At 64.7% G+C, this 13624-nt stretch carries 14 protein-coding genes; 6 read left to right on the plus strand and 8 right to left on the minus strand.

What is annotated here, in order from left to right; genetic code table 11:
* Positions 1-152: 152 nt before the first annotated feature.
* On the plus strand, positions 153-404 hold the full coding sequence (locus JHD67_RS03775; protein WP_199097454.1) for a phosphopantetheine-binding protein: 252 nt from the start codon (positions 153-155) through the stop codon (positions 402-404).
* Positions 405-408: 4 nt separating this feature from the next.
* Positions 409-1623 (plus strand): beta-ketoacyl-[acyl-carrier-protein] synthase family protein, encoded by a 1215-nt coding sequence (locus tag JHD67_RS03780; protein WP_199097456.1) that lies wholly within the window; start codon positions 409-411, stop codon positions 1621-1623.
* Between the two features lie 86 nt (positions 1624-1709).
* Here JHD67_RS03780 and JHD67_RS03785 read toward each other — a convergent pair whose 3' ends face one another.
* Entirely contained in the window at positions 1710-2111 is a 402-nt protein-coding gene (locus tag JHD67_RS03785) for an NUDIX domain-containing protein (protein ID WP_199097458.1), read from the minus strand.
* On the minus strand, positions 2108-2596 hold the full coding sequence (locus JHD67_RS03790; protein ID WP_199097460.1) for an 8-oxo-dGTP diphosphatase: 489 nt from the start codon (positions 2594-2596) through the stop codon (positions 2108-2110). The genes JHD67_RS03785 and JHD67_RS03790 overlap by 4 nt, the downstream gene beginning before the upstream one ends.
* Positions 2597-2683: 87 nt before the next feature.
* Here JHD67_RS03790 and JHD67_RS03795 point away from each other — a divergent pair, with 87 nt between their 5' ends.
* The 3 genes from JHD67_RS03795 to JHD67_RS03805 all read left to right on the plus strand — a co-directional run bounded on the left by JHD67_RS03795 (position 2684) and on the right by JHD67_RS03805 (position 7099).
* The gene (locus tag JHD67_RS03795; RefSeq protein WP_199097462.1) at positions 2684-3490 is read left to right on the plus strand and encodes a phosphodiester glycosidase family protein; all 807 of its coding nucleotides are present in this window, start codon (positions 2684-2686) and stop codon (positions 3488-3490) included.
* Between the two features lie 54 nt (positions 3491-3544).
* Positions 3545-5965: a penicillin acylase family protein gene (locus JHD67_RS03800; RefSeq protein WP_199097464.1), complete on the plus strand. Its 2421-nt coding sequence runs from the start codon at positions 3545-3547 to the stop codon at positions 5963-5965.
* Between the two features lie 174 nt (positions 5966-6139).
* A complete protein-coding gene (locus tag JHD67_RS03805) occupies positions 6140-7099 on the plus strand; it encodes an alpha/beta fold hydrolase (RefSeq protein ID WP_199097466.1) in 960 nt (319 codons plus the stop codon).
* Between the two features lie 10 nt (positions 7100-7109).
* Here the strand turns inward: JHD67_RS03805 and JHD67_RS03810 are convergent, their stop codons facing one another.
* On the minus strand, positions 7110-7250 hold the full coding sequence (locus JHD67_RS03810) for a hypothetical protein (protein WP_199097468.1): 141 nt from the start codon (positions 7248-7250) through the stop codon (positions 7110-7112).
* 213 nt (positions 7251-7463) lie between these two features.
* Complete coding sequence (locus JHD67_RS03815; RefSeq protein ID WP_199097470.1) at positions 7464-9113, minus strand: M20/M25/M40 family metallo-hydrolase; 1650 nt, start codon at positions 9111-9113, stop codon at positions 7464-7466.
* A gap of 225 nt (positions 9114-9338) precedes the next feature.
* On the opposite strand from JHD67_RS03815, the gene JHD67_RS03820 reads away from it, so the two are divergent.
* Positions 9339-10148: a hypothetical protein gene (locus JHD67_RS03820; RefSeq protein ID WP_199097472.1), complete on the plus strand. Its 810-nt coding sequence runs from the start codon at positions 9339-9341 to the stop codon at positions 10146-10148.
* Between the two features lie 16 nt (positions 10149-10164).
* Here JHD67_RS03820 and dapE read toward each other — a convergent pair whose 3' ends face one another.
* The 4 genes from dapE to dapD form a co-directional block, all read right to left on the minus strand.
* Positions 10165-11298 (minus strand): succinyl-diaminopimelate desuccinylase, encoded by a 1134-nt coding sequence (gene dapE / locus JHD67_RS03825; protein ID WP_199097474.1) that lies wholly within the window; start codon positions 11296-11298, stop codon positions 10165-10167.
* Positions 11299-11370: 72 nt separating this feature from the next.
* Entirely contained in the window at positions 11371-12438 is a 1068-nt protein-coding gene (locus JHD67_RS03830; RefSeq protein WP_199097476.1) for a VIT1/CCC1 transporter family protein, read from the minus strand.
* Between the two features lies 1 nt (position 12439).
* Positions 12440-12796 carry a Spx/MgsR family RNA polymerase-binding regulatory protein gene (locus tag JHD67_RS03835; protein ID WP_199097479.1) on the minus strand — a complete coding sequence of 119 codons (357 nt, stop codon included), beginning with the start codon at positions 12794-12796 and terminating at the stop codon, positions 12440-12442.
* Positions 12793-13620, minus strand: coding sequence for a 2,3,4,5-tetrahydropyridine-2,6-dicarboxylate N-succinyltransferase (gene dapD, locus JHD67_RS03840; protein ID WP_199097481.1), 828 nt, complete (start codon positions 13618-13620; stop codon positions 12793-12795). The genes JHD67_RS03835 and dapD overlap by 4 nt, the downstream gene beginning before the upstream one ends.
* Between the last annotated feature and the right edge of the window lie 4 nt (positions 13621-13624).

Genomic DNA, 13624 nt, shown 5'->3' on the forward strand with positions numbered 1-13624 from the left:
TAAGGTTGGCGAAAGGCGCACTGGGGAGGATCGGGCCTGCCCACCGTAGGCGCCGGCAATCTGGACATTGCCTTGTTGGTTCGTCAGGCTTGGGAAGGGGCATCGCCTCGATGCCTCGTGACCCCGGCGCCATGGAATCCAGGAAAGCAGACATGAGCACAGTTCAGCAGGAAACCTTCGACATCATCGCCAAGCAGGCCAAGATCGAACTGGACACGATCAAGCCGGAGTCGACCCTGAAAGACCTGGGCATCGCCTCGCTGGATGCCATCGAGGTGATCTTCGATATCGAGGAACACTTCAACATCAACCTGCCCAACGAGGACACCGACCTGGAGAACGGCACGGTCGGCCAGCTCGTGGACGCCATCGAGCGCCAGCTCGCGCTGAAGCCGGCCGAGTAACTCCATGCGCCGCATCGTGATTACCGGCATGGGCGCGATCTGCGCGCTCGGCCATGACGCTCGCTCCGTCTGGAAAGCGATGACCGAGGGACGCTCCGGCATCGGCCCGATTCATCACATCCTGCCCGGCCAGTTGCGCAACGGCGGCATCGCCGCCGAAGTCACCGACTACGACCCGGCCAACTTCTTCGACGAAGCCAGGCGCACCCTGCTCGATCCCTTCAGCGAATACGCGCTGATCGCCTCCCGCGAGGCGATTGCGCAATCGGGCATCTCTTTCGAAGGCGAGGCCGGGGCGCGCACCGCCGTGGTTATCGGCACCGGTGCGGGCGGCGAAACCACCCGCGACGATTTGTACGAGCGCCTGTACGGCGAGCATCAGGGCCGCTTCCACCCGCTGGGCATCGTGCGCATGATGATGAACGCGCCCGCCAGCCAGGTGAGCATGGTGCATGGCATCACCGGCCCGTCCTTCGTGGTGGCCAGTGCCTGCGCTTCGTCCAATCACGCGTTCGCGCAGGCCGCCATGATGATCCGCTCCGGCCTGGTCGATGCGGCCGTGGTCGGTGGTACCGAGGCTTGCATCACGCTGGGCACCCTGCGTGCGTGGGAAGCCATGCGCGTACTCGCCCCCGATACCTGCCGCCCCTTCAGTCAGGGCCGTCGTGGCCTGGTGCTCGGCGAAGGCGCGGCCATGTATGTCATCGAGACGCTGGAATCGGCGCAGAAGCGCGGCGCCGAAATCCTGTGCGAACTGGTAGGCACCGGCATGAGTTCCGATGCCGGCGATATCGCCGCGCCCTCGGACATCGGCGCTGCCGCCGCCATGAACGCCGCGCTGCGCGACGGCGGCCTGTCGCCACAGGACGTGGACTACGTCAATGCCCACGGCACCGGCACGGTCGCCAACGACAGCACCGAAACGCGCGCGCTCCATCGCGTGTTCGGGGCGCATGCGCGCGAACTGGCGATCAGCTCCACCAAACCCATGCATGGTCACGCCTTGGGTGCGGGCGGCGCGCTGGAACTGGTGGCGGCGATTGGCGCCATCCACGACGGCATCGTACCGCCCACGCTGAACTATCTGGGCCCCGACCCCGCCTGCGATCTCGACTACGTGCCCAATGAAGCGCGCGAGCTGAAGGTGAATGCGGCGATCAGCAACTCGTTCGCTTTCGGCGGCCTCAACGCCGTCATCGCGATTCGCCGATACGGCTAGCCTTGGCCTGAATAGGTTCGCCAATCGCGCGAATGATGCGCAGAGCCTGAACATCCCCTACTGCCACATAAGCCACACATCGAGGTCTAGCTGAGGCTCGGCAAAATCTGCTGCTTGCTCAAACGGGCAATCGGCATGTCGCAGGTGGCGGTGGGGTCGATCCAGCACAAGGCATCAATTTCAGCATGCGGCTGAAACGGACCGTCAGCCGTTACCTCGTAAACCTCGGCCTCCACCATGCAGCCCGGCTCGTTCGCAGCCGGCGCGCTGAATCGGCCAAGCCAGCGCGCGCCGTCGCTGTGCATCCGGCAGCCCAGTTCCTCCTGCAGCTCACGCGCGAGTGTGTGCAGATCGTCGCTGTCGCCGGCATCGCGCTTGCCGCCCGGCTGCTGCCAGGCCGTGGCACCGCGCTTGCGCACCATCAGCACCCGCCCCTCGGCGTCACGGATCACGGCGGCGACAATGCGGATAACATCCTGCGCGCTCACAGGCGCGAGTAGGCCCAGGACTGCATGCGCCCGTCCTTGTACGGCATCACGCCATGAAAGGGGCGCGGGTCCGCGTCAAAGACCAAGGGCAGAAAGTGACGGTCGCCCTCCCACATGGGCAACTCCATCAGCCGATCCAGCGGCACCCATTCCAGCGCCCCTTCGGGGTTGGCGGTGAGCGGCGTGCCGCTGAAGCGCTCGATCACAAAGATGAATCCCAGCCAGTCCTCGCCCTGCTTGCCGAAGCCGGGCCAGTTGAGCGTGCCGCGCAACGCCATCGATTCGCAGGTAATGCCCGCCTCCTCCAGAATCTCCCGGCGCATGCAGGCGGCGATGTCCTCACCCGGCTCCATCTTGCCGCCCAGGCCGTTGTACTTGCCCAGATGCAGGTCATCGGGGCGGGCATTGCGATGGATCATCAGCACCCGCTCGCGATCGGGCGAAAGCACGTAGCCAAGCGTGGCGACAATGGGGGTGTAGGGCATGGTCGGCTGCACTGGGGAAAAGCCGAGTGTAAAACATGCCGCCACCGGGCTTGCGCGGATCACACCCGGCCGGCGACCATCAGGGGTATGCCTATACGTTTGCCGCCCGGCCGCCCGTCCTGGCTCCTGCTCTCACTGCTCCTGCTATTGGGCAGCGTGACCGGGTGCTCGCGCGAGGCGGAAGCCGTGGATGGCCGGGAGCGTGTATTCGAAGGTCAGAACTTCCGCGTGGTCAGCATCGACCTCAAGCGCGAGGCCATCAGCCTGCACTGGAAGGACCCGGAAAACGGCGAGCCCTTCGGCACCATCAATGCGCTGCGCCAATGGGGCATGTCGCACGGCCGGCGCATGCTGTTCGCGGCCAATGCCGGCATCTACGACCGCCAATACGCTCCGCTGGGGTTGCATGTGGAGAACGGCAAGACGGTGGTGCCACTGAACCTGGCGCACGGCAACCCCGCTTCCGGCAATTTTTCGCTGCTGCCCAACGGAGTGTTTGCCATCTATCCCGACGGTCACGCCGCCGTGCAGACCAGCACGGCCTTCAAGGCGGCGGCCAAGCCCGTGCAGTGGGCCAGCCAATCGGGCCCCATGCTGGTGATCGACGGCAAGCTCAACGATCAGTTCATCGACGACTCCAGCAGCCTCAAGTGGCGTAGCGGCGTCTGCGCAAAAAACCCGCACCATGTAATTTTTGCGGTGAGCGAGGCACCGGTGAACTTCCACACCTTCGCGCGGCTGTTCAAGGAAGAACTGGGTTGCCGCGACGCGCTATACCTGGACGGCACCATTTCGCAGTTCTACGTGGATGGCGAAGGCTATGCCGGCGCCCCCACGTTCATGGTCAAGCCTTACGCCGGCATCTTCGCGGTGTTTACCCAGCCCACACTCTGAGTCCCGTGCCTGTCCGCCGGCCTTGGTTCCTCCACTTCTCGAGCTGCTCGCGCCATGACATCACCACGACGTTTCCGCTGGCTTCGCTATCTCCTCGGCACACTCCTGATCCTTGTGCTCGCACTACTCGCCACGGGCTGGTTTCTGCTGGCCGGCAGCCGCGCTCGGCTGGATGGCGAGGTGCACGCCGCAGGACTCAAGGACGCTGTATCGATCACGCGCGATGCCTTGGGTACGGTGACCTTGCAAGGCAAGAGCCGTGACGACATCAGCTACGCGCTGGGCTACGTGCATGCGCAGGAGCGCTTTTTCGCCATGGACCTGATGCGCCGCCTGCCGGCCGGCGAACTGTCCGAACTGGTGGGCGCCAAGGCGCTGGACACCGACCTCAACCACCGACGGCATCGTCTGCGCAGCGTGGCCGAGGCCGCCTATATGGCGCTGACACCCGAGCAGAAACACTCGCTCGACCTGTATGCCGCCGGCGTCAATGCCGGCCTTGGCGACCTGCACGTGAAGCCGTGGGAATACCTGCTGCTCAACGCCAAACCGCAAGCGTGGCGTCCGGAAGATACCTTTCTGGTGATCGCGGCGATGTACCTGGACCTCAACGGCGACGGGCGCAACGAACGCGAGTTGCACATCGCCGAACTGCGCTCGGCGCTCCCCGGTCCGCTGGCCGATTTCCTGCTGTCGCCAGACCCCGATTGGGAGGCGCCCCTGAAAGGTGACCTGTCGCGTCCGCCGGTGGTGCCCGGCGCCGACATCTACGACCTGCGCCAGGTGCAACCCGCCACACACGCCGACAACAGCACCGTCACCGCTGCCCTGATGCCTGCGTTGGATGCGGCGCGCCCTGGCAGCAACAACTTTGCCGTGGCGGGCAGCCTCACCGAAACGGGTTCGGCGATTGTCGCCAACGACATGCACCTGACCCTGCGCGTGCCCAACATCTGGTTCCGCGCGCGGCTGCGCTATCCCGACCCCACCGCCCCGGGCGGGCAGCGCGACGCCAATGGCCTCACCCTGCCCGGCACGCCAGCGCTGGTGGTCGGCTCCAACGGTCAGGTAGCCTGGGGCTTCACCAACAGCTACGGCGACTGGCTGGACTGGGTGCGCGTACAACGCGACCCGAACAACCCCAGCCGTTACAAGGTGCCCGAAGGCTGGGCCAACATCGAATCGCATGACGAAGAGATCCGCATCAAAGATGCCCCCAGCCACACGATGAAAGTGGAGAGCACGCGCTGGGGCCCGATCATGGCCAAGGACACCGATGGCACCGACCTCGCGCTCGCATGGATCGGCAATCGCCCGCGCGGCTACAACCTCGGCGTGATGCAACTGGAACACGCGGACAGCGCGCACCATGCATTGGACATGGCGCCCGAAATGGGCATGCCTCCGCAAAACTTGCTCGCCGCCGACAGCGCGGGCCATATAGGCTGGACCGTGACCGGCAACAGCGTTCCGTTGCGCAAGGGTTTCGATCCGCAATTGCCTGCCGATTGGTCCACCCCCGATACCGGCTGGGTGGGCTGGTCCGACCCTGCGCAACGACCACGCGTGGAAGACCCAGAGGATGGACGCCTGTGGACGGCCAACAACCGCACTGTGGACGGGGCCGATCTGGAGCTGCTCGGCAACGGCGGTCACGACCTGGGCGCACGCGCGCAGCAGATACGCGACGACCTGCGCGCCCGCAGCAGCTTTGCGCCGGGTAACCTGCTCGACGTACAGCTGGACAATCGCGCCGTGCTGCTCACCCGCTGGCAGCGTCTGCTGCAGGACACCTTGGCAGGCACCAACGATCCCCAACTGGAACAACTGCGTCAGCTCACTGCCAACTGGAGCGGCCGCGCCGCGCCGGAAAGCGTGGACTATCGCCTGGTGCGCGCGTTCCGGGATAACGTAAAGGAAGACGTGCTCGCGCCGTTCGTGGTGCAGGTGCAAACCAAGCACCCCGACTTCCGCTGGCCCGGACTGGTCGATGCCGAAGGCGCCGTCTGGACACTGCTGCGCGATCGCCCAGTCAACCTGCTCGACCCCAAGTACGACAACTGGAATGCCCTGCTCACCGCGGCGGCACATCAGGTCGTCGACGAACTGGGCAAGCAGCCCGGCGGCCTCGCCGCGCGCAACTGGGGCGAATACAACCGTACCGACATCCGCAGCCCGCTATCGCGCGCGTTGCCGCCGTTCCTTGGCAAGCTGCTGGATATGCCCGACGAACCGGTTGCCGGCGACCACAACATGCCACGCGTGGTGTCGCCCGGCTTTGGCGCCTCCGAACGCCTGGACGTGATGCCCGGCCACGAAGCACAAAGCATCCTGCACATGCCTGGTGGTCAAAGCGACCACCCGCTGTCGCCCTACCACGGCGCCGGCCAGGACGACTGGGTTAATGGCCGCCCCACCCCGCTGTTGCCGGGGCCGGAACAGCACACGCTGACGTTGCTGCCGAAGGCAAATTGAGCGCTGTCCGGCGGTGCGCAACGCCGCGCGCACCACCGGACAGGGTATCTGCAAGTGCCAGCCAATCGCCTTGTTCCATCACCCACCTGACCGCGTTTCGCCCCTAGCAGGGTAGTGACTCGTTTCTAAACTCCCGCGCTCCAGACACAGGTCGAACGACCGTAGGGGCGAATCATGAGTGCGCATCGCTGGCAACGAACCGCGTGGTGCACGCTGATCGTACTCGTGCTCGCCGCTGTCTCAGCATGGACTATCGAAGACATGCTGGTCCGTCCCAGACGCGCCATTGCTCACCCGCCCGGCGACCTCGCACTGGAGAACGTTACGCTCTCCAGCGCTGCCCACATATCGTTGAAGGGCTGGTACATGGCGGGCAAGCCGGGACGCGGCGCCGTCGTGCTGCTGCACGGCGTACGGAGCAATCGACTAGCCATGTTGCCCCGTGCACGTTGGCTGCACAGCCTTGGCTACACGGTATTGTTGATCGACTTTCGAGCCTCCGGCGAAAGCGATGGTGATCGCATCACGTTCGGCGAACTCGAATCATGCGATGCCCGTGCCGCGGTGGATTACCTGCACGCACGAGTACCACAAGAACGCATCGGCGTTATCGGTACATCGATGGGCGGCGCAGCCAGCCTTCTCGCCAAGCCGGCGCTACCCGTGCAGGCCTTGGTGCTTGAGCAGGTCTATCCAAGCATCGACCTCGCCGTGCAAGACCGCATTCAGCTGCACTTGGGCGGCGGAAAATGGTTGGCGCCGTTGCTGCTGAAATCCATGGCCTGGCGAACGGGCATCGACCCCGCACAGCTTCGCCCCATCGTCCCCATCGCAAGCATCGTCACGCCCAAGCTACTTATAGTGGGAGGCGCAGACCAGCACACGCCCATCAATGAATCCATGGACATGTATCGGCAGGCATCACCACCCAAGCAACTATGGGTTGTCGAAGGCGCGCGCCACGTCGATCTATACCACTTCGATGCATCGAGCTATCGCGCGCGAGTGGGCGCCTTCCTTGAGACGTACCTCTCCCGCCCCGGGCGCAACGCACGACCAGATATGCCATCTCAGCCCGGGGCGCTTGGCGTAACGACGGCGCAACGGCTCGATGCGACGGAGCATCCACCATAGCCTTCTGCGGTTACTTCAACACCTGCTCCGCATCGACGATCGCCACGCCCTGCGTCTGCCCCAGCAAGTGGTCGAACCAGTTTGCGAGCACTGCCAATAATGGACAGTAACCGCGCGGCCGCGGCAGAGCGACCCAATCAGGTCCATGCATGTCATTTCCGCGAAGCGCCATTCAACCGACAAGGGCCGCATCCAGTGACTTCACCAAGGGCAACGGCGCTGGATGGCCAGCACTTCGGTTGTTGAGAAGCGCCTCCCGCCCATACGGGAATGACCAACGGTTCAGGCCACGCATAGATGGCACTGGCACGTCCTTGTCACGCGCGGCGCGTGCCCCTGTTGGAACACGCACCACACGTGTGGCTTAGTCCGCTTTGCGACCTTGCGGGTTCTGCACAAACTTCGGCGGGCTCGCTTCGTTGGCGAACTGCCATGTGCTCAAGTAGGCGAGCTTGAGAATCTTGGCCATCTTCGGATAGTCGATCTTCTCTGCCGTGTCGCTGGGGTGGTGATAGTCCGGATGGAAGCCGGTGAACCACCAGAACGCCGGCACGTTGTGCAGCACAAACGGAAACTGGTCAGAGCGGAAGAACACGTTCAAGGCGTATTCGTGGTCGAAGCGATCGTCCAGCACCAGTCCCACCTGCTGGTTTTCCTTGGCCACGGTGCGCTGGTAATCCGGGCTGTAGGCCGCGCCGATCAGGTTGAGGCGATTGCTGGTATCGGCCGGCACATCGATCAAGCCATCGGTTTGTGGGCTGGGCTTTTCATCGCGGCCGATCATGTCGAAATTGATCATGGCGCGCGTGGTATCCAGTGGACGCAACGGATGCGCTGCCATGTAATACGCGCCCAACAAGCCACGCTCTTCGGCGGCGAACACGGCAAACAGAATGGAGCGTTTGGGCTTGACCGGATTGGCGGCAAACGCGCGCGCCAGCGTCACCACACCCACGGTACCCGACGCGTTGTCGTCGGCGCCGTGCCAGATCTTCTCGCCACTCATGCCGTCATGGTCGTGGTGACCGCTGATGATGATGGTCTCCGGCGCCAGCTTAGGATCGCTACCTTCGATCAGACCGACCACGTTCCAGGTCGTAGCCTCGCGATGCGACAGGTTGCGCAGACGCAACGCCACCGACGTATCGGGCAGCGTCAACGAGTGGTTGCTGAGATCCTTGTCGATGGCATTCTGCAAGGCCGCCGGCGTATTGCCGCTGGTGGCGAACAACTGACTGGAAACATCGCCCGAAATGATCATGCTGGGAATCTTCAGCGGATTGTCGGCCAGCGCCTGGGCGGGAATGGGATTGTCCGCGTGCTCGGCCTGGTGACCGATGCGCGTGCGCACCTCCTGCGCTGAGGGATGGTTGTGCGACGGCTCGGGAGCGAGCAGCACCGCGACCGCGCCATGTTCCTGCGCATTGAGCACCTTCACATAGCTGGTGGCGTAGCGCGTGTTGCCGGTGCCGTTGAAAATGGAATGGGGATCCTTCTCCTGCGGCTCGTGGTCGAACACCACGACCACCTTGCCCTTCACGTCGAGGTTGGCGTAGTCGTCATAACCCAACTCGGGGGCGGTGATGCCATAGCCTGCGAATACCACCGGCGCCTTCACATCGACATCGCTGGGAAAGCTGCCGGAGACGTCCGGGCTCTTCCAGCTCACCGTCTTGCCTTGGCGGTTGAGCGAAAGGCCGGTGTTTTTGGTATCGGGCCGGTATTCGATGAGTGGCACCGCCTGCAGGAAACTGCGCTGTCCCTGGGCGTCCGTGGCTGCGGGCTTCAGGCCGGCCTTGGCGAACTCGGAGGCGATCCACTGCACGGCAGCGTCATCACCCGGTTGCAGGGAAAGACGCCCTTGCAGGGCATCGGAAGCGAGAAAACCAATATCGGCGCGCAGGTCGTTTTCGCGAATCTGCGCCAGGCCGGCCTGTTGCGGCGATGACTGGGCCGCCAGTGCGCTGGAGGAAACGACGGCCGCAAGGGCCATGCTGAGCAAGGTACGGGGCATGAGTGGGGACTCCGGTATTACGGACCGCTGGACGTCCAGCGGCCTGGACCGTCGAGGGTGCCACGTAGCCTCTTTCCGGGCAAACCGGCGCCCCACCCTATGTCGTGCGCACTTGTTCCTACGCCCATTTGCCGGCATCGTGCGCGCACCGGGCGCGCCGATCCGGTGGTTCGCTGCTGTTTCCGTGATGACCTGACTCGCTCGCACTTCGCCAGGAGCCCCGGTATGGAACATGCACGTCGCACGCCTCCCGCACAGATCGCCTTCGCCAGCGCGATGATCGCCCTGGGGGTACTGGGCTTTATCTACGGCGATGTCGCGCTGGTCTGGCAACACCTGCCCGTGGCGAATCTCCCGGGGGAAAAGCCGATCGCCTATCTCTTCGCTGCCATCGAACTGGCAGGGGGCCTCGGCCTGTTATGGCGTGGCACACATCGGCAGGCCGGGTGGCTGCTATTGGTATTTCTGCTGATCTGGGCGGTGTTGCTCAAGATGCCGGCGGTGGTGGCGGTGCCACGCATGGAGGCCACGTGGCTGGGCCTGGGCGAGATCACCGTGATGCTCGCGGGCGCCTGGGCATTGCTGGCCTTCGGCAGTGGCAGGACGCATCGCGGTGGGTTCGCTGGGCAGCGTGGCATACAGGGCGCGAGGGTATTGTTTGCCCTATCGCTACCGATGATCGGCTTGTCCCACTTCTTCTACAGCGAGCAAACGCTTGCGCTGGTGCCGGCGTGGCTGCCCTATCGCCTGGGCTGGGCCTACCTTACCGGCGCCGGCAGTCTGGCCGCCTGCGCTGGCGTGCTGTTGGGCGTTTACCCGCGCCTGGCGGCACTACTGGAAGCCGCCATGCTGGGCACGATCACCGTGCTGGTATGGGTTCCTGCCGTCGTCGCCGCACCCACCGATCGCACTGCCTGGACCGCACTGGCCATCTCGGCCGGCATCGCCAGTGGAGCGTGGCTGGTGGCGGAGACCTATCGACACGTGCCACTGACCGCCCTGGGCCGGCGCGCAGTCGCATCGCCGGCGCTTTAGATTCCGCGCCGACTGCTCAGCCAAGCAGGCGATCGCAGATGGCGCGGTACAGCGTGGGCAAGGTCTCCAGGTCGGCGACAGAGACGCATTCATCCACCTTGTGGATGGTGGCGTTGACCGGCCCTAGCTCCACTACTTCCACACCTAGCGGCGCGATGAACCGGCCATCCGACGTACCACCGCCGGTGCTCTGCTCGGGTTCGATACCGCACAGCTCGCGACATACCGCAATCACCGCATCGCGCACGGCTCCGCCGGGTGGTGTAAGAAACGGCTCGCCACTCAACGACCAGTCGATGTGCCAGTCCAGCCCGTGTTTGCCAAGGATGGCCTCGGTGCGCTCGCGCAGCGTCTCGGCACGGCTGGCCGTGCTATAGCGGAAATTGACCAACGCGGTCAGCGTGCCCGGAATGACGTTATTGGCGCCGGTGCCGGCATGGATATTGGAGACCTGGAAGGAGGTCGGCGGAAAATCCTGATTGCCCTCGTCCCAACGCTCCGCTGTCAGCTCGGCCAAAGCCGGGGCAAAGGCATGAATCGGGTTCAGCGCCTTTTCCGGGTAAGCCACATGCCCCTGCACCCCGCGCACGACCAAGGTACCGGAGAGGGAGCCGCGACGCCCCACGCGAATCAGGTCGCCCAGGCGCTCCCTGGACGATGGCTCGCCTACCACGCACCAATCGATCCGCTCGCCACTCTGGCGAAAATGCTCGGCCACGCGACGCACACCATCCAGATTGGCCGGCCCTTCTTCGTCGCTGGTAAGCAACAGGCCAACGCGGCCGCGATGATCCGGATGCGCCGCCACGAATTGCTCCAAGGCAACCACCATGGCCGCCACGGAACCCTTCATATCCGCCGCGCCACGGCCGTATAGCCGTCCATCCCGCAGGCTTGGATCGAACGGATCGCTCGCCCACTGCTCTACCGGACCGGTAGGCACGACATCGGTATGGCCAAGGAACATGAGCGTGGGCCCACCGCTGCCGTGCGTCGCCCACACGTTGTCCACCTCACCAAAGCGCAGGTGTTGCACGTGAAAACCCGCGGCAGCCAATCGCTCGCCGAGCAAGGCCTGGCAGCCCTCGTCCTCCGGTGTAACGGAGCGACGGCGAATCAGTTCGCAGGTGAGATCGACAACGGCGGACATGGCATTCCTCAGCACGAAAACCGCTCACTCCCTTGCACAAGCAGCGGCGAGCGGCAGCCGCGCCAGCAACCATCAACCCAGCAGCGTAGTACCCAGCAAATGACCAACCAGATAGGTTACGCCCGCCGCCGCCACCGTGATGGCGAGTTGGCGCGCAATGGAGAACAGCATGCTGCGACCGGTGAACAAGGCGGTACCCATGCCGATCAATGCCAGGCCCGCCGCGGTGGAAAGCATGCTGCCCACCAGCGCGGTATGCCCCTTGAGAAACAGGTACGGCGCCACCGGGAACAATGCACCCAGCGCGAACAGGCAGAACGAAGACACGGCGGCCCCGTAGGCCGAGCCACCCAGTTCTTCCGGATCGATACCCAGATCCTCACGCACCAGCGTATCCAGCGCGGTACGCGGCCGCTCCGAAATCTGCTCGGCTAACGCATCGGCCGTGCTGGCTTCCATGCCCTTGTCGCGATAGATGCCGGCCAGACTGCGTGTACCGTCTTCCGGCGCCACAGCCAGGCGTTCGGCGCGGGCGGCAATCTGCGCCTGATAGAACTCCCGCGAACTGTTCACCGACAACCACTCGCCCAGCGCCATCGAGCACGCGCCGGCCACCAATCCGGCAAAACCGGCCAGCAGGATCGCGCGATCGCCGGAGGCGGCGCCGGCCATGCCCATCACCAGGCTGCCGTTGGAGACCAGGCCATCGTTGGCGCCCAATACCGCGGCGCGCAGGGTGTTGCCGCTTTGCGTGCGATGCCGGCCGCTGCGCGAGGTGGGTGGCTGTTCTTCCAAGAAATGATCGCGATAGCCGCTGCGGTCCACCGGCGTCGGCAGGTGATCGGCATGTTCGAGTCGCACCACCGTAGGCATCACGAACTCGGTGCCGAACTGCCGCGCAAACCAGGTGAGCACGCGCACACGCACGCCGGAACGCGGCGTCGGCACCGGGGCACCGATTTGACGCAGGCGCTCTTCCCAGAACGCGGCGTTGGCGCGCTCGCCATCGGCAATGCGTCGATACGCGCGACTGAGGCGCGCATCGTCCGTCAACTGGGCGAGGTTGTCATAGAGCGCGGCGTTGTCGCGCTCTATACGCAGGTTCAGACGATAGTGCCGCGCCGACCGGGGCTTCTTCATGTCACTTGCCGAATAGCTTCTTGAAACCGTTGTCGGTGAAGCCGACGCTTACCGATGCGTCCGGCTGGAGCACGACCGGGCGACGCACCAGTGCCGGATACTCCTTCAGCAACAGCGTCCACTCCGGATCGGAACCGGGGTTCTTGCGCTGAGGGAGCAGGTTGCGCCAGGTGGTGGACGACTTGTTGACCAGCTTCTCCCAGCCGCCCAGTTGCTGCGCCCAGTCCTTGAGCGTGGTCGCGGGCACCGGGTTGGCGCGGTAGTCAACAAAGCGGTAAGGCACCTCGAAGCGATCCAGCCAGTTGCGCGCCTTACGGCAGGTATCGCAGGTGGTCAGGCCGTACAGGGTTACGCTCATTCGGCGCTCCGCAGCAGTTCGTTGATGCCGGTCTTGCTGCGGGTCTTCTCGTCCACCTGCTTGACGATGATGGCCGCGTAGAGACTGTGCGAACCGTCCTTGGACGGCAGACTGCCGGCCACCACCACGCTGCCCGCGGGCACGCGGCCGTAGCTGACTTCACCGGTGGCGCGGTTGTAGATGCGGGTGGACTGGCCGAGGAACACGCCCATGCCGATCACACTGCCCTTCTCCACGATCACGCCTTCCACCACTTCGGAGCGAGCGCCGATGAAGCAATTGTCCTCAATGATGGTGGGGTTGGCCTGCAGCGGCTCCAGCACACCACCGATACCCACGCCGCCGGACAGATGCACATTGGCGCCGATCTGCGCGCACGAGCCCACCGTGGCCCACGTGTCGACCATGGTGCCGGCGCCCACGTAGGCACCGATGTTCACGTAGCTGGGCATCAGCACGGCGTCCTTGGCCACGTGGGCACCACGGCGCACCAACGCACCCGGCACCACGCGTGCGCCCAGACCCTGAAGTTCGGCGTCGTTGCCGTGGGCGAAGCGCAGCGGCACCTTGTCGAAAGCCAGCGCCGGGCCGCCATCGACCACGCGGTTGTTGTTGATGCGGAAGTACAGCAGCACCGCTTTCTTGATCCACTGGTTCACCGTCCAGCCGCCCTGGCCATCCGGCTCCGCCACACGGCGCTCACCGGACTCCAGCAGCTCGATGACCTGCGACACGGCGGGACGCAGATGCGTCTCGATCTCAGCCTGGGTCAGCTCATTGCGGCGCTCAAAGGCGTCTTCGATCAGGGATTCGATGCTTTGCATGATG

Origin of the sequence: Dyella sp. ASV21, assembly GCF_016428975.1 — a bacterium.
Classification (GTDB): domain Bacteria; phylum Pseudomonadota; class Gammaproteobacteria; order Xanthomonadales; family Rhodanobacteraceae; genus Dyella.

Bases quoted from the DNA above. Each gene is read 5' to 3' on its own strand.
- JHD67_RS03775 (WP_199097454.1), top strand. From the start codon at position 153: ATGAGCACAGTTCAGCAGGAAACCTTCGACATCATCGCCAAGCAGGCC.
- JHD67_RS03780 (WP_199097456.1), top strand. From the start codon at position 409: ATGCGCCGCATCGTGATTACCGGCATGGGCGCGATCTGCGCGCTCGGC.
- JHD67_RS03790 (WP_199097460.1), bottom strand. From the start codon at position 2,596: ATGCCCTACACCCCCATTGTCGCCACGCTTGGCTACGTGCTTTCGCCC.
- JHD67_RS03795 (WP_199097462.1), top strand. From the start codon at position 2,684: ATGCCTATACGTTTGCCGCCCGGCCGCCCGTCCTGGCTCCTGCTCTCA.
- JHD67_RS03800 (WP_199097464.1), top strand. From the start codon at position 3,545: ATGACATCACCACGACGTTTCCGCTGGCTTCGCTATCTCCTCGGCACA.
- JHD67_RS03805 (WP_199097466.1), top strand. From the start codon at position 6,140: ATGAGTGCGCATCGCTGGCAACGAACCGCGTGGTGCACGCTGATCGTA.
- JHD67_RS03810 (WP_199097468.1), bottom strand. From the start codon at position 7,250: ATGCATGGACCTGATTGGGTCGCTCTGCCGCGGCCGCGCGGTTACTGT.
- JHD67_RS03815 (WP_199097470.1), bottom strand. From the start codon at position 9,113: ATGCCCCGTACCTTGCTCAGCATGGCCCTTGCGGCCGTCGTTTCCTCC.
- JHD67_RS03820 (WP_199097472.1), top strand. From the start codon at position 9,339: ATGGAACATGCACGTCGCACGCCTCCCGCACAGATCGCCTTCGCCAGC.
- dapE (WP_199097474.1), bottom strand. From the start codon at position 11,298: ATGTCCGCCGTTGTCGATCTCACCTGCGAACTGATTCGCCGTCGCTCC.
- JHD67_RS03830 (WP_199097476.1), bottom strand. From the start codon at position 12,438: ATGAAGAAGCCCCGGTCGGCGCGGCACTATCGTCTGAACCTGCGTATA.
- JHD67_RS03835 (WP_199097479.1), bottom strand. From the start codon at position 12,796: ATGAGCGTAACCCTGTACGGCCTGACCACCTGCGATACCTGCCGTAAG.
- dapD (WP_199097481.1), bottom strand. From the start codon at position 13,620: ATGCAAAGCATCGAATCCCTGATCGAAGACGCCTTTGAGCGCCGCAAT.